General features: G+C 50.1%; 14 protein-coding genes and 1 tRNA gene. 3 read left to right on the forward strand and 12 right to left on the reverse strand.

The annotated features are described in order from the left end of the window. The first annotated feature begins 102 nt into the window (after window positions 1–102). A complete protein-coding gene (locus WC490_07330; GenBank protein MFA5098415.1) occupies window positions 103–762 on the forward strand; it encodes a hypothetical protein in 660 nt (219 codons plus the stop codon). Window positions 763–1,039: 277 nt separating this feature from the next. Here WC490_07330 and WC490_07335 read toward each other — a convergent pair whose 3' ends face one another. Beyond that, window positions 1,040–1,978, reverse strand: coding sequence for an AAA family ATPase (locus WC490_07335; protein MFA5098416.1), 939 nt, complete (start codon window positions 1,976–1,978; stop codon window positions 1,040–1,042). A 324-nt stretch (window positions 1,979–2,302) separates the two neighbouring features. Here WC490_07335 and WC490_07340 point away from each other — a divergent pair, with 324 nt between their 5' ends. After that, window positions 2,303–2,872, forward strand: a complete 570-nt coding sequence (locus tag WC490_07340; GenBank protein ID MFA5098417.1) for a TMEM165/GDT1 family protein — start codon at window positions 2,303–2,305, stop codon at window positions 2,870–2,872. A gap of 14 nt (window positions 2,873–2,886) precedes the next feature. On the opposite strand, the gene WC490_07345 is transcribed toward WC490_07340, so the two are convergent. The 10 genes from WC490_07345 to WC490_07390 form a co-directional block, all read right to left on the reverse strand. Then, the gene (locus tag WC490_07345; GenBank protein ID MFA5098418.1) at window positions 2,887–3,567 is read right to left on the reverse strand and encodes a pseudouridine synthase; all 681 of its coding nucleotides are present in this window, start codon (window positions 3,565–3,567) and stop codon (window positions 2,887–2,889) included. A gap of 23 nt (window positions 3,568–3,590) precedes the next feature. Continuing rightward, window positions 3,591–4,805 carry a hypothetical protein gene (locus WC490_07350; protein MFA5098419.1) on the reverse strand — a complete coding sequence of 405 codons (1,215 nt, stop codon included), beginning with the start codon at window positions 4,803–4,805 and terminating at the stop codon, window positions 3,591–3,593. A gap of 56 nt (window positions 4,806–4,861) precedes the next feature. Further along, window positions 4,862–5,395 carry a hypothetical protein gene (locus tag WC490_07355; GenBank protein MFA5098420.1) on the reverse strand — a complete coding sequence of 178 codons (534 nt, stop codon included), beginning with the start codon at window positions 5,393–5,395 and terminating at the stop codon, window positions 4,862–4,864. Between the two features lie 59 nt (window positions 5,396–5,454). Beyond that, window positions 5,455–5,628, reverse strand: a complete 174-nt coding sequence (locus tag WC490_07360) for a hypothetical protein (GenBank protein ID MFA5098421.1) — start codon at window positions 5,626–5,628, stop codon at window positions 5,455–5,457. Next, the gene (locus tag WC490_07365; GenBank protein ID MFA5098422.1) at window positions 5,625–6,194 is read right to left on the reverse strand and encodes an AAA family ATPase; all 570 of its coding nucleotides are present in this window, start codon (window positions 6,192–6,194) and stop codon (window positions 5,625–5,627) included. The genes WC490_07360 and WC490_07365 overlap by 4 nt, the downstream gene beginning before the upstream one ends. An 87-nt stretch (window positions 6,195–6,281) precedes the next feature. Beyond that, complete coding sequence (locus WC490_07370) at window positions 6,282–7,238, reverse strand: aldolase catalytic domain-containing protein (GenBank protein MFA5098423.1); 957 nt, start codon at window positions 7,236–7,238, stop codon at window positions 6,282–6,284. A 35-nt stretch (window positions 7,239–7,273) separates the two neighbouring features. After that, complete coding sequence (locus WC490_07375; GenBank protein MFA5098424.1) at window positions 7,274–8,053, reverse strand: EFR1 family ferrodoxin; 780 nt, start codon at window positions 8,051–8,053, stop codon at window positions 7,274–7,276. A gap of 22 nt (window positions 8,054–8,075) precedes the next feature. Further along, a complete protein-coding gene (locus WC490_07380; protein MFA5098425.1) occupies window positions 8,076–8,573 on the reverse strand; it encodes a cache domain-containing protein in 498 nt (165 codons plus the stop codon). A 210-nt stretch (window positions 8,574–8,783) separates the two neighbouring features. Then, a tRNA-Gln gene (locus tag WC490_07385) sits at window positions 8,784–8,854 on the reverse strand. A 91-nt stretch (window positions 8,855–8,945) separates the two neighbouring features. Further along, window positions 8,946–9,179, reverse strand: coding sequence for a hypothetical protein (locus tag WC490_07390; GenBank protein MFA5098426.1), 234 nt, complete (start codon window positions 9,177–9,179; stop codon window positions 8,946–8,948). Window positions 9,180–9,256: 77 nt separating this feature from the next. On the opposite strand from WC490_07390, the gene nadB reads away from it, so the two are divergent. Continuing rightward, window positions 9,257–10,822, forward strand: coding sequence for an L-aspartate oxidase (nadB, locus tag WC490_07395; GenBank protein ID MFA5098427.1), 1,566 nt, complete (start codon window positions 9,257–9,259; stop codon window positions 10,820–10,822). Here nadB and WC490_07400 read toward each other — a convergent pair. Beyond that, window positions 10,812–18,086 carry a fibronectin type III domain-containing protein gene (locus WC490_07400; protein ID MFA5098428.1) on the reverse strand — a complete coding sequence of 2,425 codons (7,275 nt, stop codon included), beginning with the start codon at window positions 18,084–18,086 and terminating at the stop codon, window positions 10,812–10,814. The genes nadB and WC490_07400 overlap by 11 nt on opposite strands. Window positions 18,087–18,235 lie beyond the last annotated feature (149 nt).

Genomic DNA, 18,235 nt, shown 5'->3' on the forward strand with positions numbered 1-18,235 from the left:
TCTATTATTACAACCATGAACGGATACATACAGCCCTAAGATGCCCGCCGGAAACATTCGCTAAGAGGTATCAGTTAACTAACAGGACAAGGGAGTTACAACTTGTTTAAAAAAGGGGTACTTGACAGAATATTATCAAGATGGAAGGCAGCAGGCGAGCCATCAGTCGAATCGTTTGCCCCTTATTTTAGATTTGTGTTGTCTGTCGATCTTTTCTTTTATTTGGCAATCGCATCAGGCCTCATTTCTGGATCTCGCCCTAGTAATATAACGGATATTTCATACCTTTATTATCTTCCTTTTTGCATGGTATTTACATCAAGCGATAATCTGCATCTAAAGACAGTTCCATTGTTCTTAAATTCTCATCAAATCTTTATCAAAGGTGCCGATTTAAAGGCGGACCTCGCAAAGATAGATGATTATTATTCAAACTTTCCTGATGATATTAAAAATCAAGGTGTTTACAAATTCGCCAGCAATCCCCCGGAAGATACGGCTTTTCTTGTGACAAGATTGTGGGATAGATATCTTCCAAAGTGGAGGGAAATTAATTCTAAGAAATCAGAGGATTTGAACAAAGAAGATAATGAAGCCCTAATAAATAGAATTAATTCCATGGTTGCCAAGGCGAAGCAATCGGATGCTTCAGCAACAAAGAATAGTTTAGATAATATGGGAAGTTTGGTTATCACAAGAACAGCTTATTGCAAAAAAGGCAAATGGAATCGCTTCCCTCCAGAAGTTAAAGGCTCTTTTTGAACTCTTCTTCTATGACATATTTTTTGGCAGCCTTCGCGGAGGGGTTTGGGGAGGAGCGAAGGCTGCCCCCACCCTATCAAAGCCTACCGATATCCCTCTTCTTGCAACCATGGATCGTGTTCGGTATTATAAGGGAGATGGTGCGGGGGCGTCCCGCACGAGCTATTTTTCTCCGCTTTGCGGAGAAAAATGGAGCATTTGAACGCTTCGCTTTTGAACATTAGAACAGTTGAAACGCACGCTCTCAAATGCGGTCAAATGTTCCAATGCGCAAAATTTAGAGCCCAAGAGGCCCCAGAATCCTTCCGGCATATGATCCATAATTTGCGGAACCTGAAGCAGCATAGAATAAATAACTGACAAGAGCTTTGGTCTGCCCAAGACCCCAGACACTCCTTATTTCAGGCGGTATATTGCACACCAATCTTGACATTGTGCTGCTTATAAAAGCCGGCGTGGCCATTGATGGCTTCCATACATTGTTATAAGGCACATAGATCCCAGCCTCTTCCAGTTTATGCCTAAAATCATGATAAGGATCACCGGAATACTTGTTCTCTATTACTTTTTGTCTGATAAGGTCTCTTACCTCGGCAATAGTATCTTTAACTACATCAATTGACGCTATATCCTCACCCTCATCGCCAAGCCTCAGAAATTGCGCCTCGACTACAGGCAGCATTTTTATCAAAGTTCCGTATCTAACAGTTCTCCTTTGGGTAAATTCAAATATACCCGGGAACTTAAAATACCTCAGCCTGCCCGGCCGACACAGGGCAGGATCAATCGCGGCAGAATTGTTCGTGGTAAAGAAAACAAAAGTATTAGCCAATGGTTCGGCAGAACCATCGAGCATCTTTTCCACAAGAGATGTCATCTTTGTTGCTTCGGTATCTCCTTGTTCATACAATGTCTGCGTTGTCTGAGTTGAAGTGCTTCCGCTCGAGGCCGAATATGTCTTAACTAGGGTACTCCTGTATTTAAACCCCATATAGACCTCGGGGTTTTCCCATAGTACAATCGAGCGCATCCCTGTTGCGCAAGCGTATTCTTCGGCTTCTCTAAAAAGAACCTCTACCTTTTCCAGCGGCGTACCGCCAAAAAATGCTTCCGTCAGGTAAAAAAGATTGGCCCGTGATCCGGGATCATTGACACGGGAAGCCAGATTATAGACAAATTCTGTTTTTCCTGTGCCGCAGCCGCCGCCAAGAAGCACACCTCTGAAATCAAGACGGTGGACTGGCCGACTGCCAGATATTAAATCGCGCAGCCCATTGTGCAGAGACTCGATACTTGGATCAAAGAAAGCATAGCGGCCGGGCAGGATACTCCTCGTGCTTAGTCTTCTACTGATGCTCATATTGTTAAGATCAATATTCGGCATAGTCTTCGGGACTCCTTGTTGCTTATGCAGTAATGATCCGTTTAACTATCGAACAGCATTCAAAAGGATTTCAACCAAAAACACTTAATAAGGGTCGGGAAGCAAAGAGAACATGACCGTTTCAGTATTATCTTTAGGACATGTTAATATTAGGTCATGACACTTTTGCCACTTGCGGCTTCTTTTATACTGATAGCCCTGGCAGAACTCGGGGACAAAACTCAGCTGCTAACCCTGGGATTTGCCTCCAGATACCCTCTCCGGACCGTGCTCTGGGCCGTTTCGTGCGCAACCGCCCTTCTTATGGCGCTGGCGGTCATCTTTGGAGGAGTGATCAACCATTATGTCCCACAGGACATGATACAACTGCTGGCCGGAGCGGTTTTTGTCGGCTTTGGTCTTTGGACTATCTTTGGACAGGAAGAAGAGGAAGAAGGCTCAAACAGGAAAGCCTGGCGCAATCCTTTCTGGATAGTATTTACAGCCTTCCTTCTGGCAGAACTGGGGGACAAAACCCAGCTGGCCGCCCTGGCCCTTTCAGCCAAGTACGGGACCCCGTTTCTTGTCTGGCTGGGAGCAACCTCCGGAATGATATTGATAAATCTGATAGCGGCTCTGGCGGGAAAAGGCCTTCAAAAGCTTGTTCCCGAAAAAAAGATAAAATTCTGGTCCGGCGCTCTGTTCATTGTGTTTGGGGTGTTAACCCTGGCAGGTTTGCTGCACTAGCCAAAAGACACGGGCTAAAGCAGCTTTTGGAGCTCTCTTGAAGTCAGCCTTTCCCACTCTCCGGGGCGAAGTCTTCTAAGTTCCAGACGCTTGATCCTTATCCTTTTGAGCCTTATCACCACCCTGCCCTTTTCCTTGAACATCCTTCTTATCTGCCTTTTTTTGCCCTCGCTCAGAACGACAAGGAACTTCTTATCCGAAAGCGGCCTTATCCTGCACGGCCTGGTCATTTCCCCGTCAAGGAGAACGCCTCCTTCGAGTTCCCTGAGCTGCTTTCTGGAAAGAGGAGCATCTACTATCACCTCATACTCCTTTTCGCATTCATACCTGGGGTGCGTAAGCCTGTTGGCAAGTTCCCCGTCGTTGGTAAGGATGACAAGGCCTTCCGAGTCTTTGTCCAATCTGCCCACCGGATAGACCCGCTCCTTTACTTTTACCAGATCAAAGATGGAGCTGCCCTGCTCATCCGAGCACGAGCAGATATAGCCGCGGGGCTTGTTAAGCATAATATAGGTGTTCGTTCTGGACGGCCTAACTGCAGCGCCTTTTACCTTGACAACATCTTTTCCGCTGTCTATGGTCTGGCCGATAGAGGCGGTTTTGCCGTTAACAAGGACCTGCCCGCCGCGGATCATTTTTTCCGCGGCCCTGCGGGAGGAGACCCCGCACTGGGAAAGATATTTTTGCAGTCGCATTTGAGGCATAAGTGTATTTTACTCTATTCGTGACAGAAAGAGGAGGACAGATCCTCAGCAACCGAATATAGCGCTTCGTAAAATGATCCGAACAGGGGCTGAGGGAACCTCGACAGATCGGCAGTATCCAGGCCTCTTGGGACAGAAACGACATAATACGGGTTCATCAGGCTGGGATTTGAAAAGGATACAGAAGGTTCAAACATGCCCGGCAGGTAGCCGAACATTGACCTGTACTCCTCATCGCTTTTTTGCCCGTTAAGCCACGGCTCTATCATCCTTACAAAAGCAAGGGAGGTATCCCCTTTAAAATACCCCCACAAAAAATGGGGAAGCAGCGGCACAGCATAGAACCTTGAACGCGGGTTGTGCCTTTCGGCCAGATAATCGGCCATGTAATCATAAATGCCCCTTGCCAGGTCCAGATAGAGCTGAGGGGCCAAGTGATCCGGCTCCAGAGCTCTAATATCCTCTGACGAATCAAGGTCCACTATCTTTGCGGCCGTTTCACTTTCCACGGCAAAGTTGCCGTGGTGGGGGTATGTGTGCTTTCTTCCTGCTGTATGCATCTGCCGCAGCAGCCCTCCGCTGTGAACTGCAAGAGCCATAACATCCTGCGTGATACCACAGGTTGAAACCTTTGCTTCAAGGTAAGGCCCCAGGCGCACATCCATGTCCCTGGTCATTCCATAGACCGCAAATCCCGCCATGTCCCCTCTGAAAAGCGGCTGTTCGTAGATGCCAAAACCCAGCAAACTGTCCGTCATTCCCGTTCCCAGATGTGCGGCTGTATCCATCTCTATCTTAAGTCTGTCAAGTCTCATGGATCCGTACGGGGACAGTTCATCAAAGGTCTCGGCCCACCCTCCTATCGTATGCGGAGCGACCGCTCCAAGGTGCAGCTCTGCCCTTCCCCTGCCGCGGAGATATGTCTCCATGCCCCCCGTTTCGTCCAGCCGCGGGAACACCCCTTTAAGCCTGAGCGAAGAGAACTGCTCTCCCAGAGGAGTGTTCTTCACAGAAATGACGGCAGTCCTTTCGTCCGTCCTTGGGGAGTCTGCTGCGGCCGCACGCGTTACGGCAAAAGCGAACTGCTTCCTGGACATGCCCAAATTGTTGAGAAAAAAATCAAGATCATAAACCCTGCATTGAGAGATACCTTTAAACTGGGCATAGACCGCCAGCTCCGGAACTATTCCGGCAGCAAGCCGGCATGCTGTTCTGTTTATATTGCTCACGCATATATGTCGATAATTGAGAGGCGGTATTTCACGGCCTAGGAGCTACGGATGCATCAGAAAGGGGCGGGGGGCGGTGCATCTGCCGCGGTAGAAGGAGGTACTGACACAGCTATTGTACTGCGCCAGGTCATAAAGTCCGCTGAATTGGCCAGGTAATCGCCGCTGCCGGTAAGGAAGAAAACGATATAAGAGCCAAAAGCCCCCTGCCCTATTACCGCGTAAGCGACCGAGCCGCCCGGGCCTTCTGCCCGGTACTCTCTTCTCCAGGTCCAGCCTCTTGCGTCATTGTCGGCAGAATCCGCAAGCGTCCAGGAAGCAAAAGGGACCGCTGAGAGGCTTACCAGAGAGTTCTGCATAGAATCCACTGACGGGAATTGCCCGCCAAGGACAAGTATGTTCATCGTATTAAAGTTCCCGATAGCGTCCGAAGGAAAGGCGCCGGCATGATCGCTCTTTATTACGGAAAGATAAGACGGGACCTCCATGGATATTTCGGGGGAACTGACCAGGGTCGTGGAGGCAAAAGAAGCCCCTGCAAAGACAGCAAGCAAAGCGGCAGCAAAAAAAGCGAGTGCGGTTCTTTTCATAATAAGCCTCTTGACCAGCATTCTATCACGCTCAAAAGGGAACCGCCATCAGAAACCAATTAAAATGGATTGCGTGTCGTCATCTTACCGTTTGGGAGGACAAATACCGGCTTGCCGTTCTTGGCATATACATTGGGGACACCAAGTTTTCTGTTCTTTTCCTGGGCTTTTGCCACTGCTTTATTAGCGATTTGCAACATCTCAAAAACAAACTCTCTTAATCTGTTTGTCATCTTGTTTCCTTTTTGAACGATCTAAAAAGCAGACTGTCAACAACCTCAAAACCGGCTTTTTCTCCGCTGGCCACCAGCACCGGCCTTTCCATACCATTATAGAACATTGTCCATTCATCGGCAACATTTTTATATAGCTTCCAGAAGTTGAGCTTGCTTCTGTCAAACCTCCTCAACACATCCTGTTTGGGCACATCATGCCCTCCAGCATCAACTCTTGCCTGTATCCTTCGGAGCGCTATTTCAGCATTATCAACAAACACATAGATTATGGATATTCTAAATCCTTGTTTTTTGACATTTCTGATGGTCTTTAGCAGATATCTGCCGGCCAAAGTAGATTCAACAGCAATTGATTCGCGGGCTTTTATCGCATTGCTTAACCTAACTATGAATCTTTTTCCGGCTTTTATTCTGTTTTCCAAAAGGTTTTTCTTATTTTTTGAAATACTAAGTGCGATCTCATCGGCATTAAGAAAGTTGATCTTGTATTTTTTCAGGAATTCTTTTGCCAGAGTGGTCTTGCCGGTGCCGTTTGCGCCTGCTATTATTACTAGTCTTTTCATTTTATTCTGGATTATAACACCGAGCTTTAAGACTGTCGACTGACGGCAATGCTGTAAAAATCCGGTCTTATCCGGGTTGGTGCGGCCTTACACCAGATCGGTGTCCCCTATCAGAGTGTGGTAAAAATCGACATATTTATCCTTGTCCTTGCTGTTGCGCAGGGCAATAGCTGCCCTTGGGTGCTGATTCAGAACGCCGGTTATCATATAAGGGATAATGTACCCCCATTCCATTTTTTCCCGCAGGGGAAGGAATTCTTTCTCGATTATTTCAAGAATAGGATCGAGTTTGAACTTTGGGTTCTTGAGAAAAGTTAGCAGAAGTTCCAGGGTGCAGTTTCCAGGCCCCCTGCCGATGCCGAATATCGAGGCATCAAGCCAGTTGGCGCCTTTGCGTATGGCTTCTATGGTGTTCGCGAACGCAAGCTGTCTGTTGTTATGCGTATGGATACCCACTTCTATTCCTTTGGGCTGAAGGTATTTTTTGTAAAGCTTAACAAGAAAATGTATCTGCTCCGAATAAAGGGCTCCGTAGCTGTCCACCACATAGACCGCCTTGGCACGGCACTGCGCCAGCTGCTCAAGGGCTTCTTCTAGGTCCGGCTGCAGGGCCGTGGAAATAGCCATGACATTTATCGTAGTTTCATAGCCCTTGTCGGTAAAATGTTTGACATATTCAATTGCCTTGTCTACATCCTTCACATAACAGGCCACCCTCATCAGGTCCACAACACTGTCTTTTTTTGCAGGTATCTGGTCAAGTTCTACACGTCCGATATCAACCATTGTGGCTATCTTAGCGCCATTCTTTACCCCGTCGACCATTTGTTTTAGGAAGGTCTCGTCGCAGAACTTGCTGGGCCCGAATTTTTCGCAAGAATACATCTTTTTGCTAAGCCGGTATCCGAGCTCAACATAGTCCACTCCGGCCAACGACGCGGCCTTATAAACCGCCTTAACAAGCTTGTCCTCGAACTTGTGCTCGTTTATCAATCCGCCGTCGCGGATAGTGCAGTCAACCACTTTGATCTCAGGTCTGTACATATTTTTAATTATAACCCAATCCAGGCAACAGATGCTTAATTGATAAAATCCGCCAATTTAACATCGGGGTGATGATATCTTTTGCGCTTTACGGTGGACTTGCCGCACTGAACAGCTTCTGCGGGGCACCACTGCAGGCACGCCAGGCAGTGCTGGCAGTTGTGAAGCCAGACCGGTTTATTGTTCTCCATCCTTATATTGGACACAGGACAGACCTTAGCACAGATCCCGCAGCCGTCGCATTTTTGGTCGGCATAGTACTGCGAGTCCGCCTTTGAGACCGTCTTGATGCCGAAGTTATAAAGCAGGCCCGAAAAAAGAGCGTTAACAAGAAGCGGGTTCTTATCAATGGGGCCGCTTTTTTTCAGTTTTATGAGCTCAACTATCCCTTTGACTTTTTCTTTCTCTTTTTTAAAATAAGCTTCCTGGGTTTTTTTTGGTTTTGCTCCATACATCGGGGTGTAATTGCCAGGCATGCGTATTGCGGCCCCCAGGTCCAGTTTTGTCCCCTGTCCCTTTAACTGGTCCGCAGCCTGCTGCAGCGTGTAGGCAGGAAAACCTCCATAGGTCGCTGCGGCAAAAATGTATTTGCCGGTAATGTTTTGGAATTTTTTCAGGAATTCCACGACTATGAGGGGAAGGCCCCACATATACACGGGAAACACTATGCCGATAGCATCGGCGGACATATCAAGCTCATACTTCATTACTTTGTGGATGGGCACAACATGGGCCTCGTCAAGCCCCTTTGCAATATCCCTTGCCACAGATAAAGAATTTCCGGTAGAACTGAAGTAATAGATGTTGGTCTTCATTGTTTCTCCTTTTTTTGTGCGGTCACAGATAATATCCCGTTCCTATTATCCAGTTGAACGGCTTGAACAAAATGGTGAAGGCTCTTTTTTTTGAGGGCGCCATCTGCCCCGGCTTTGGAAAATAGTAATCAGTATAACCGCCGCCGCTTTTAAGCCCCTGTTTTATCAGTTCCCTGATATAGTAGATCCCGTTTATGTTATAGTCTATCCTCATTTTCCCTTCCATGTTCCTGCGGTCAAGATGAACTATGTTAAGCCCATCAACGGTATCTGCCCAAAAATACCCGCTTTTATCGCTTCCGTACCGGATGCCGCGCAGCCTGTCGGCCCCCAGTTTTTTTGCCTGCTCCAGGCCAAGCCCCTGCTTTTGATACTGTTCATAGATTTGCTGAAGCATCGCCGCGGCCTTAAGGGTTTCTTCCTTTATCACCCTGTCCTGCCCGGCATTGCGCAGCGAATAAAAATAGAGCCCAAGCAGCATAAGCAAAAGCGCCGCAAAAAAAGGAAGAGCTTTCTTCATATTAAGTTGCCTCCGGAAATATTATAACAGGACAGGAGAATATGTATACATAAGAATATTCGACCCTGGCTCGACTCGGTCACTTCGTTGCTTTTCAATATTCTGTTATATCTATGCAGGCACTTGTCCTGAGCCCTTCGACAAGCTCAGGGCATGCGGGGGAGCGGCTTGTCCCGAGCGGAGTCGAGGGAAAGCGACCGAGTCGAAGGACTGGGGGACCTGGATTTGAACCAGGATACACAGCTTCAGAGACTGTAGTCCTACCGTTAGACGATCCCCCAACAAGCTAAATTTCCAATGTCCAATTGCCAATTTCCAATTTGCAGACCCTTTTCATTGGTCATTGGATATTGGAAATTGGTCATTTTCCTGCTACTGCGGCGGCAGCCACCATTGCGGAGAAAATATCAAGATCCAAATTCCAAATACCAAAATAAAAGCCGCGACAAGGATGAATACCCAAAGACTTCCTTCTACCTTCTTCCCTTTTCCCTTGTATATCCATGCGAACAATAGAGAAAGGATGCCAAGGAGTATGAGGGCCCAGCCCTTGAATACCGGCCTCTGGCTCATAAATGTTATCAGTTTTATTCCAAATTCTACCATTTCTTCCCTTTCCTCTCCCATTGGACATTGGTCATTGGAAATTGGACATTTCCCTATATGTTATAATACCTCTAATTATGGAAATTTTCAAATCCGATTTTCTTGTGGTCGGAGGGGGAATTTCCGGACTGCGCGCCGCGCTTACCGCCGCAAATCACGGACATGTAATACTGCTCACCAAGGGAAAGACCGAAGAAACAGCCACAGAAAAAGCGCAGGGCGGCATCGCCGCTGTTCTTGACAAAAAGAACGACTCCACCGTTTTTCACTACGAGGATACCATCAACGCCGGGGCCGGCCTCTGCGATCCCGAAGCAGTGAGATTTCTTGTTGAGGAAGGAAGCGAAAGGGTAAAAGAGCTCATCGAGATGGGGGCCAATTTTGACAGGACCGCCGCTGGGTTTGAACTAAATATAGAGGGCGCCCACAGAAAAAGAAGGATACTCCATGCCGGGGACTTTACCGGGCAGGAAATAGCCCGCACCCTTGCGGCAAAGGTGATCAGGCATCCCAACATAGAGATAAAGAATTTTGTTTTCGGAAAAGACCTGATAATGGAAGGCGGCAGGTGCGCCGGCATAACCGCCTATGACGAAAAAGCAAAAAAGCAGGCGGCCTTTTTGTCGGCGGCAACCATCCTGTCCACGGGAGGCGTCTGCCAGGTTTATCTTTATACTACAAACCCGGAGTTCGCCACCGGGGATGGTATAGCAATGGCATATCGCGCCGGGGCCAAAGTTACCGACATGGAATTTGTGCAGTTCCACCCCACCGCTCTGGTGCAGTTCAAGGGCCTGGGGGAAGAAGTGGCGTTCCCTCAATTCCTTATTTCCGAAGCCGTTAGGGGCGAAGGCGCGGTCCTTCTTAACAAACACGGCAAGAGGTTCATGGACAGATACCACAAAAAGGCCGAGCTGGCGCCGAGGGATATCGTTTCGCGCGCCATCTTTGAAGAAATGAAGAACACCGAAAGCGACCATGTACACCTGAACCTGTCAGGAATAGAGCCCGAAAAAGTCAGGAAAAGGTTCCCTACTATATATAGGACCTGCAAAGAGGCCGGGCTCGACCTTACCTGCGACAACATTCCGGTGGCTCCTGCTGCGCATTATTTTATGGGCGGGATAAAGACCGACCTTAACGCAGCAACCAATATTCCCGGGCTATGGGCAGCCGGAGAAGTCGCCTCTACCGGTGTTCACGGAGCCAACCGTCTTGCCAGCAACTCTCTGCTTGAGGGGGTCGTGTTCGGCTGCCGCGCCGCAGTTGATGCCGCTAAATTTGTTAAGACCGGACCAGGTTTATCTAGAGACCTTACCCCGAGCGATCCCGAGCGAGTTACAGCGAGTCGAGGGAGAGTCGAGGGGCACAAACACTTCATAAAAAAACTGATGTGGGACCAGGTGGGAATAATAAGGAGCGTAAAAGGACTGGAAAAAGCTAAAAAAGAGCTTGAGGTGCTGATAAGAACGCTGGGAAACAGCGCCTCCTCGATGGATGAAAGCGAACTGCACAACATGGCGCTTGTTGGAAGTCTTATCACACGGGCAGCCTTAGAAAGAAAAGAATCGCGCGGGGCCCATTTTAGGACCGACTATCCATCCAAAGACGACAACTGCTGGTCAAGGCACATCACCTTTTAAATTTGGTCCAGGCAAAGCCTCCCGCGCCCAAAAGCCCCAGCACAGCTATCCCCATTAGAGCATAAGCCCCTCTGCGGGGGACGGAGGAGGTCCTGAGTATCACTATTTTGCTCTTTCCAAGCACGCTGCCTGTGCTCTTTTCCACCACTCTCAGAAGATAGACATCGTTTGGAAGTGCTCTTCCCCCCATATCCCTGCCGTCCCAGACAATCTCGTTGTAACCGGCAGTGCCGCCTGAGCCTCCGGCAGGGTACTCCTGCTTCCAGATAAGTCTTCCGCTGGTATCAAAGAGGTAGAGCACCATATCCGCGTCCGTATGCAGATTGTAAGCTATCCTTACAGGCCCCGAAGCTGTGTCCGCGGGATTTGGATATGCCAGGACCGGACCGGATATCCCGGGAGTGCTCTTGACATTGACGGGATCCCTTTCCTCATAAAAGATCGTGCCTTTGCCGTCGTAGACCCTGAATTCCATCTTGTGGCCGCCTTCCAATATGGCGGTTTTGGGAGTATAGAAAAAGCTTACCGAACGGCCCGATCCTTCGGTATAATCATAGGCCCCCCTGTCACCGTCTGAAACGGCGGTCCCGTCTATGTCTATCCTGAAGGTAGAAAGGATAATGTCCTCGTCCGATTCCGCCCTTATCTCAAGTTTTGGCCTGCTGTGTATTATGTCGCCGTTGATAAGCGTGTTCCTGTCCGCCTTGACCAGGGCAAAAGAAGCAGTTGGAGCCGTGGCGCCTTCGGCAAGCCTTATACTGGAAGTTTCTGTGAGGTCCTTGTTACGGGCCTTTATCCAGAAAGTGTGGTTAGTGAGCGGCTGAAGCCCGGTACTGGTCCAGCTAAGGTCTGTTATCCAGCCGGAATTAGTGCCTGCCGTAATATTCTGACAGAAATACTCTGTCCCCGCGGGATTGGAATTGGCCAGCCAGATAACCCTCATAACGCTGCTTGTAATATCGGATATCGCCTCAAAGGTCGGCGCATTTGCCAGTGTATACTTGGGGTCGGCAACCGTGTAATCGCTAAATCCTCCCGTATCAAGGGCTCTTACCCTGAACCAGTATCTTGTGTTAGGCAAAAGGCCGCCGGTCCCCTCCCCGGTATAGTATCTGGCGCTTTTATCGGCAGAGCCTATTTCGGTATAGGTGGCGCCGTCGAGGCTCTTTTCTATATAGAAACCTGACAGGGTTGATTTGCTGTAGGTCCAGTTGACCCTTGCAGATGTCGCGGTCAAATTGGACAGGTAGCAGCTGGTCGGAGCGTACATATTAAGTGAGACGAATGTGCCTATGCTTGACGGCTCCCCTTCCGATGTTCCGGCAAGGCCTTTTATCCTCCAGTAGTACCTGGTGGTCGGTTCAAGCCCTGCTATAACAGCCGAGGTTTCGGTGGTTACAGAGCTTCCCTCATTAGTTCCGAGCCAATCCCTGCCCCAGGTTATGAGGTACCCGGTTGCCCCGTCGGCGGCTTCCCAGGTCACGCTCTCTGATGTCCCGGTCATTCCGGCAGCGGTAAGCCCGCTTACCTTGGCAGGAGGCGTCCAGACCTCCGAAGACGGGCTGAGCGCCGTGACCAGGCCGTCCGCATTCCTTGACTTTACCTTGACGGGATACAGAGTAACTCCCGGAGCCCTCTTGTAGGCCCATCCCGTCCTTGCGCTTGACCAGTATTCTGAGGTTGATACGGTACCGTCGCTCTGTAACCAGTTGATGCCATCATCTATGGTCACGGCATATTCGGTACCTTCGGGATTGCTGCCCGATTCTACCGTAACAACAATGTAGTTGGAATAAGCAAAGCTCCAGCCTCCCCACACCTGCGGCGCAGGAGGGACCTCAGCCAGCGTTCTGTAAGGATCGGATTCAAAAGTGCCTCTTACCACAGCATTGCCGTTCCTGGTCGTGATGCTGAAAGAATACTGTGTGTTCGGCAAAAGTCCCGCGCTGGACCAGCCGACATTGGTCTGCAGCCACGAAGAAGTGTTGCCTGTTGTCAGATTGGCAAAGAGTATCCCCGAATCGCCTTCCGAGACATTGGTCACCTCGTTTGAAGCTTTAAGGCTTATGTAGTCCGACCCGACATCCAGCCAGACCACACCGGACGGGGCTTCTATAGAAGTGTAGCCGGTCAGGGCTTCCGAAGTCGTGGCTCCTATGGCATTGAAGGCCTGGACTTTTCTGATATAAGCCTCGTTTGTAGAAAGAAAAAGTTCGCTTGCAGAAGTTTCTCCCGTGCCCGCAGACGCTTTGACCAGATCGTTCTCGTCGAGTATCCTAAACCCGTCCTCATTGGCGGATGTGTCCGACCAGCTGTAAGCAAGGCTGTTTTCCGATGTCGCCATAATAGCAAAGCTTTCGGGTGTTGATGGAGGCCCTAGCAGGGTCGTGAAATTGGAAATAGACGAAGGTTCTCCTGTCCCGTTGGCAGAGGAGACGGCTTTTACGGACCAATAATATGCGGTGGCCGGCTGAAGGGATGTCTTGTCCAATGCCGCTTCTGTTGTTGAAAAAACACCCAGGTCTGTTCCCGAGCCATCTGTCCCGATACTGACCTCATAAACATCCGCACCGGCAGCTGTGTCCCAGGCCAGCAAGGCTTCAAAAGTCAAAACCTGGGTCTCAGTAAGCCCGGTCACTTTGGCAGGCGGAGTAGTCGCGTCCAAAGATGCCGAGAGAGCTGTTTCTATATCTTCCCCGTTCTTTGCCTTGACCTTGAAGCTGTAAGAAGTGTTTGGCAGGCGGTCCCTGTACCTCCATCCCGAAGCCGACGCGCCCCAGTAAATCGTTGCCGCTGCGGTACCGTCTTCCTGAAGCCAGTTGGTCCCATCGTCGGTAGTTACGGCATAATATGTGGCTTCGGGATTGCCGTTTGCATTTATGCTTATGGTGCAATTGCTTGCATAAACAGCATCCCAACTGCCGGAGGCCGTCGATATCTCCGGGCTTGCCGCCAGAGTATACCTAGCTTCCGGGGTCACATTTGGATTTTCGACCGCGTCCCCGTTCCTTGACTTGAGTATGAAAGTGTAGCCGGTGTTGGGAGTTAGTCCCGTGCTTGTCCAGCCGTTAGAGCGTATCCAGGTAGAATCGTCTCCCGCGGTCTCGTTTATGAAGATAAGGCCTGATTCTCCGGACACCAGATTGGCCGGCTCAAAAGACATATGAACGGTGATCTGGTCTGTCGATACTCCCTCAAAGGTCGCGCCGTAGTTCGATATCCCGGAATACCTTGCACCGGCATCCATGGTGGCGCTGATCACCCCGTCTCCGTTGCGGGTCGAGATCTCAAAGGAATACTGGACATTTTCATCAAGTCCGGAGCTGGTCCACGCATCGTTGGCCGCTACCCATCCCGAGCTTGTGCCCAGAGTGGTGTTGGCAAAAAGGATACCGGAGGAGCCGGATGTAAGATTTGACGGCGTGTTCAGAGAACTTATGGAGATAGAAGTTTCGTCCGGGGCTCCCCAGTTGGCTCCCTGACTTGCCTCGATAGAAGTATACCTGGTCTCAAGCGATGAGGAGGATTCTCCCGCGTCGTTGTAGGCGATAACTTTTCTGGAGTAAGCCGTGTTGGCAGCCAGACCGCTTTCGGAAGTGGCATATGTTCCTGCGGACACCAGTGCTTTTACTTCATCACTTTCGTCCAGTATCCTAAAGCCCACTTCGTTTGTCGAGTTTGCCGTCCAGACATACGAAAGTGAGGTTGTGCTTTCTGCCGTTGCGGTAAAACCGCTCGGCGCCAGAGGCGCAACGGGCGGCAGAGTGGTAAAGTAGGAAACGGAAGAAGGCTCTCCCGTTCCGTTAGCGGTAGATACTGCACTCACGCTCCAAAAATAGACAACATCCGGCAGCAGGCCGGACATCAGGATACCTGCCTCCGTTGTAGAAGAAAGCCCGAGATTGGTACCCTGGGCGTCGGTCCCATAGCTTAACTCATACCTGTCGGCAGAGGCAACGCTTTCCCAGGTAAGCAGCGATTGGTTGGGGTCTTCGCCTGACTTTGTTAAACCGCTAGGTTTTGCGGGAGGCGTGGTATCACCAAGAGAACCGGAAAGAGAGGTTTCCAAAGAGTCCCCGTTGGCAGCCTTTACCTTGAAGCTGTAAAGAGTATTCGGCTGAACGCCGGTATAGTACCACAACAAGCCTTCTCCCCAGTAAACCGACCCGGAAGCGCTGCCGTCGCCCTGAAGATAGGTAACGCCTTCGTCCGTAGTAACGGCATACAGAGTACCGTCAGGGTTGCCGTTAGCTCCCGCCATGACGGCACAGTTGTAGCCGCTGGTAGAGTCGTAGCTTCCTGTAACGGTTTCGATCGTAGGAGTAAGCGCAAGGGTATATCTGGTCAGCGTTTCTGAGGTGGCTGTTTCAACACCCTCCGCGTTCCTGGCAGTTATGGTGAACTGATACGCCGTATTCGGCGAAAGTGTTCCGCTGGTCCAGGTGTTGGTCTTTAACCAGCCGCTTTCCGAAGCCTCTGTTGTATTTACAAAATAGATGCCCGAGCTGCCAAGCGCCAGATTGCTTGGCTCGCTTGATGCGTGTATCGTTAGGCTGTCTGACATTGTTTCCCATGTTGCGCCCGACATTGCCTCTATAGAAGTGTATCTGGAAACTGCGTCCGAAGTGGAAGCGCCAAAAGCATTGTACGCCTCGACTTTTCTGGTGTACTGCGTGTTGGCCGAAAGCCCGCCTTCGGAAGTTGAGGAGGCTCCCGCTGCCGCCAAGGCCTTTTCTGTATCAAGTTCATCCAGTATCCTAAATCCGGTCTCATCGGTAGAATTGTTGGCCCAGTAATAATCGAGCGAACCTTGAGAAGACGCCTCCACCGTAAGACCGGACGGCGCAACTGGCGGCGGAGAGAACCAATTAGTGTTATTGCCGCTGTCAGTTGAACCTGGAGGGTCTATGACCAGGGCATTTATGTTCTCGGAATCCATGACATCCACATAGCTTATGCTTCTTGTGCCGGATGGGTTTATCTTCCACTGGGACCCGTCAGAGGTGGACCTCATCACGGCCAAAGCTTCGTCCGAACCGGTAATGGACACGGTCCCTTCCACAGTTGTGATCTCTCCGGCTTCAAAGCTCAGGACCTTGCCCGGCGTTATACAGGTGAAGTTGTTGAAAGTCGTGCTTCCTTCTATCGTTGATATCCTGCCTGCTCCGTCAAACGCCACCGTGCCTGTCCCGGCATTGAAGGTCCCTGCTTCCCTGCTCAGGCAGCCGCTTATGGTGATGGTGTAGGCGGAGCAATTCAAAACACCTGCATTGAGGAATAGATCGTTTGCTATTGACAGCGATGTGCCAAGAGTTACGGTGTTTCCATAACCTGCTCCGATACTGAGCCCGGCGATGCTGCCCGAAAAAGAGCTGTCGATAAGAGCATCGGTTTCGGAAGACGCGTTAAAGTAGACCATATCGGAGGCTCCCGGAACGCTTGCCTTGTTCCAGTTCCCTGCTGTTGACCAATTGTTATCAACTCCTCCGTACCAGATATGCCCCTGCCACTGCAGCGTCGGATAGGCCTGCCCGTTCTTTATCCCCCAGACATTGTCAAAGTCCCAGCCGCTGAAAGTATATTTATTCATCATTTCGGCAGTGGTTTCCGGCGTTCCCTTGCCTGTATCGGACTGGCCTGTGGTGTCTGTGTCATAGTAAGAACCTGATATGGTCGAAGCGGAATCGCTTCCGATCAAACCGCCGGTTGCGGAACTTCCGGTAACAGCACCTGCAGCGTAAGAATTTGTTATTGAAGAGGAATTATTAGTCCCTATCAATCCTCCGACATTGCTTCCACCGCTAACATTCCCTGTAGCGTAACTGTTAATGACCTGGCTAGAGTCATCGTTATAACCCAACAGCCCTCCTGCGTTTAAATTGCCGTTGTTATTAACATCGCAGCTTGAATAGCTGTTCATGATAATAGACTGATAATTGGTCGAAGCCAGTCCTCCAACAGTATTCCCAAAACCTGTCACTCTGCCGGTGGAATAACAATTCTCTATTATAGAAGAATATAGACTTGGACCAACTAACGCGCCAACTCCTCCCGCTCCTGTTATGTTGCAATCAACGATCCCAACATCCTTTATGGTAGAACCGTACGATTCTCCAAAGAGTCCGACAGAATACACTAACGGTCTGTTAATAAAGAGCCCTGTGATGGTTTTGCTGTTGCCGTAGAATTTTCCTTTAAAGCGGTAAGGATGAGCGGCCCCCACCGGCACAAAGCCCTCTCCGCCGTTCCAGGCACCGGTCACTCCCGCCTCTATGTCATTTGCAAGTTTGAAGTTGATGTCGGCATCGTTACGATACTGCCTCATTGCCTGAAGTCCGTAGACATCGTAGATCATATACGGGCTGCCGGATGTGCCGGAGCCGGTAAATCTGAGAAATGTCCCGCTGTTGGTCGATATCGAAAAACTTTCGCAGGTAAAAGAATAGGTCTGAGGTAAAGTGCACTGGAACACTCCTGTTCCGTCCTGCTCAAAAGTAGTTGCTATCGTTACCGCGGCATTCTGAGTGATAGCCCCCGTATAGCCGGCGGTAATATAGAGAGCCCCGGCATTTACCTCGGTATCGATGATACAGTTCTTTATGCTGGTAGCGTCAAAGGAGGCGGTGTCTTCGGAGCTCGGGACCGTCCCGCTGCTCCAGTTGTCAGCATCGCTCCAGTTAAAAGTGGCTCCCCCGCCCGTCCACACCACCGGACCCAGAGTGCGGGACGAGGCGGTGATAGATGAGGTCTCGGTCCCGTCCCCGTTGCGCGCGGTTATCCTGTAAGTGTATGAGGTTCCTGAAGACAGAGGCGTATCCTCCCAGGAATTTGTCTGTATCCAGCCGCTGTCATTTCCAGTGGTCAGGTTCTCGAACAGCATACCGGAACTCCCAAGCGGCAGATTGGAAGGCTCGTTGACAGAGTGGACGGTTATAGAGTTAAGCGCCGCCTCAAAAGTGGCTGAGCCCGGAGCCTCTATATAAGTGTATTTTGTCCCTGCCTCAAGGGTGGCAGAAAGAACGGCATCCCCGTTCCTGGTCGTTATCCTGAACTCATACGGCGTATTTGCCAAAAGCCCGGAGCTTACCCAGGTATTGGTCCTTATCCAGCCGCTTGAGGCGCCTTCGGTAACATTTTCAAAATACATCCCCGAATCCCCCAAAGAGAGCCTGGCCGGTTCATTTGAAGAATGCACAGTTATGGAAGTTGTGGAAAGGCCTTCCCAGGTAGCAGTCGAAGCGGCCGCTATCAAAGAATATTTCACCGCCTCAAAAGTAGGGGTGTTTGTCCCGTCCCCGTTCCTTGAAGTTATGCTTAGCTGAACTGGGCTGTTTTCCTCAAGACTTGCAATATTGAATGAATTGGTCTTTATCCAATCACTTATGGCTATACGGGTGGGGAACGCAATAGTAT

The organism is Candidatus Margulisiibacteriota bacterium, from assembly GCA_041650635.1.
Taxonomy (GTDB): domain Bacteria; phylum Margulisbacteria; class WOR-1; order JAKLHX01; family JBAZKV01; genus JBAZKV01.

Coding starts and splice junctions, on each gene's coding strand:
- WC490_07365 (MFA5098422.1), bottom strand. CDS start 6,194: ATGAAAAGACTAGTAATAATAGCAGGCGCAAACGGCACCGGCAAGACC.
- WC490_07380 (MFA5098425.1), bottom strand. CDS start 8,573: ATGAAGAAAGCTCTTCCTTTTTTTGCGGCGCTTTTGCTTATGCTGCTT.
- WC490_07375 (MFA5098424.1), bottom strand. CDS start 8,053: ATGAAGACCAACATCTATTACTTCAGTTCTACCGGAAATTCTTTATCT.
- WC490_07370 (MFA5098423.1), bottom strand. CDS start 7,238: ATGTACAGACCTGAGATCAAAGTGGTTGACTGCACTATCCGCGACGGC.
- WC490_07390 (MFA5098426.1), bottom strand. CDS start 9,179: ATGGTAGAATTTGGAATAAAACTGATAACATTTATGAGCCAGAGGCCG.
- nadB (MFA5098427.1), top strand. CDS start 9,257: ATGGAAATTTTCAAATCCGATTTTCTTGTGGTCGGAGGGGGAATTTCC.
- WC490_07345 (MFA5098418.1), bottom strand. CDS start 3,567: ATGCGACTGCAAAAATATCTTTCCCAGTGCGGGGTCTCCTCCCGCAGG.
- WC490_07355 (MFA5098420.1), bottom strand. CDS start 5,395: ATGAAAAGAACCGCACTCGCTTTTTTTGCTGCCGCTTTGCTTGCTGTC.
- WC490_07360 (MFA5098421.1), bottom strand. CDS start 5,628: ATGACAAACAGATTAAGAGAGTTTGTTTTTGAGATGTTGCAAATCGCT.
- WC490_07340 (MFA5098417.1), top strand. CDS start 2,303: ATGACACTTTTGCCACTTGCGGCTTCTTTTATACTGATAGCCCTGGCA.